Source organism: Anaerovibrio sp. (assembly GCF_051866355.1).
In the GTDB taxonomy this organism is placed as follows: domain Bacteria; phylum Bacillota; class Negativicutes; order Selenomonadales; family Selenomonadaceae; genus Anaerovibrio.
Genome location: NZ_JBJDWZ010000052.1, coordinates 1 through 2,409, shown reverse-complemented (window position 1 = coordinate 2,409; position 2,409 = coordinate 1). Strand labels below are relative to the sequence as shown.

Sequence of the window (2,409 nt, the reverse complement as noted above, 5' to 3'; positions counted from 1 at the left end):
CTGGCCTTGTCCATGGTCACCACGATGATGATGATGCCGTCCTGGGAAAGCTGGCGGCGGTCACGCAGCACGATATTGCCCACATCACCTACGCCGAGGCCGTCAATCAGCACACGTCCGGAGGTAACCCTGCCGGCCACGTAGCCCTTTTCTTTAGTAAACTCAAGAATCTGGCCGTTCTCACCGATGAAAATATTCTCCTTCGGCATGCCCAGCTCGGCGGCCAGCTTTGCGTGCTTCACCAGATGGCGGTATTCGCCATGCACCGGTATGAAGAACTTCGGACGCACCAGATTGTGCATCAGCTTCAATTCCTCCTGACTGGCATGGCCGGAAACATGGATGCCGTTCTCACGGCCATAGACCACGTTGGCCCCCAGCTTCAGCAGATTGTCGACGGTGCGGGAAACGAGCTTTTCGTTGCCCGGAATCGGCGTAGCCGAAATGATGATGGTATCTCCCGGCACAATGCCCACCTTGCGGTGGTCTGATTGTGACATGCGGGTAAGGGCGGACATCGGCTCACCCTGACTGCCGGTGGTGATAATTACCATCTGCTCCATAGGATAGTTGCCGATATTGTCAATATCAATAAGCGTTCCCTCCGGTGCCTCGATGTAGCCAAGCTCCAGCGAGATATTCACCACGTTCACCATGCTGCGTCCCAGCACGGCAACCTTGCGCTTATAGCGCACCGCAGTGTTGATAATCTGCTGGATGCGATGCACATTGGATGAGAAAGTAGCAATGATAATGCGGGAACGGGCATTGTGGAAAGCCTTGTCAAAGGACGCTCCCACGGTGCTTTCGCTAGGCGTATGGCCCGTGCGCTCAGCATTGGTGCTGTCGGCCATCATCAGAAGGACGCCCTTGTTGCCCAGGTCGGAAAAACGGCGGAAATCGGTCATTTTTCCATCAATCGGCGTATAGTCCAGCTTGAAGTCACCAGTATGAATAATCGTTCCCATCGGTGTGGTGACAGCCAGGCCTACGGCATCCGGAATACTGTGATTTACCCGGATAAAATTCACATGAAAGCAGCCTGCCTTGATGGTATCGCCCTGCATAACGGCACGAAGATTGCCGGAATCAACGCCGTTCTCCTGCAGCCTGCCTTCCAGAATTCCCAAGGTCAGGCGCGTACCGTAAACAGGAACATTAATCTGCTTCAATACATAAGGCAGGGCACCGATATGATCCTCATGTCCGTGGGTCAGCACGATGGCCTTCACCTTATCCTTGTTCTCAACCAGATATGAAATATCCGGTATAACCAGGTCAATACCAAGCATTTCCTCATCAGGGAACATAAGGCCCGCATCAATAAGCAAAATCTCGTCACCATACCGTACCACGGTCATGTTCTTGCCAATCTCACCTAATCCACCCAGAGGAATAATCTGTAATTTTTGTTTTTCTTTTGCCAAAAATCACACCTCCATATATTTTATTTTAATGTAACACAAAATCTATCTAAGTCGAACCGCTCAATTAACTGTACTTTACGTGTAAAATGCTCAAAAAAAGCACGCAACAAAACCCAGTGTGACAACCGTTCCGCACACCGGACACAAAAAACTTCATAAATCGACCCGTTCTGCTCATTACAATAGATTATATCATATTATTAGCCACGTTGTAAAGAAATCATTTCCTGCACTGCCGCTATGATGCTTATGACGCAACAAAAGCACAAAAAAGGCGTATGAAAAAATCCTTTCATACGCCGTGGCAATCATAGATTTTACTGTGGGCCGGTGCTGTTCACCGCCGCCTGCTTTCTCAGCTCCATCACCCTGTCCAGAATAATATAGGCCAGCTCCTTCTTGCTCATCAGCGGCAGTTCCTCAATGGAGCCGTCACGCTTCAAAAGCTTGATGAGATTGGTATCCACGTTAAAGCCTGCCTGCGGCTTTGATACGTCGTTGGCCACTATCATGTCGAGATTCTTCTTTTCCAGCTTGCCTCTGGCATACTGCAGGAGGTTCTGAGTTTCCGCCGCAAAGCCCACCAGCGTCTGATGAGGCTGCTTCATCTCCCCCAGCTCCTTCAGGATGTCCGGATTCTTCTCCAGCACCAGAGTAAGCTCTGCATCGTTTTTCTTGATTTTCTGGTCAGAAACATTCCTGACACGGTAGTCGGCCACTGCCGCCGCCTTGATGACGATATCGCAGTCCGCAAAACGCTCCTGCACCAGCTGGCGCATTTCACAGGCGGATTCCACGCCGAAAAATTTCACATGGGCCGGCGGCTGCAAGGCCGACGGGCCGGAAATCAGCGTAACCTCCGCCCCCAGGCTGGCCGCGGCCTCGGCAATGGCATAGCCCATCTTGCCGCTGGAACGGTTGCCGATGTAGCGCACAGGGTCAATGGGCTCACGGGTACCGGCGGCTGTCACCAGAAGCCTAA

The 2,409-nt window shown here is 51.8% G+C and carries 2 protein-coding genes; both read right to left on the bottom strand.

The features are described 5' to 3' along the window. Positions 1-1,427, bottom strand: a 1,427-nt coding sequence (locus ACI3UA_RS03045; protein ID WP_439723354.1) for a ribonuclease J, incomplete at its 3' end; no start/stop codon positions are given. Between the two features lie 317 nt (positions 1,428-1,744). Next, the coding region (gene coaBC, locus ACI3UA_RS03040; protein WP_439723353.1) for a bifunctional phosphopantothenoylcysteine decarboxylase/phosphopantothenate--cysteine ligase CoaBC at positions 1,745-2,409 on the bottom strand (665 nt) is incomplete at its 5' end.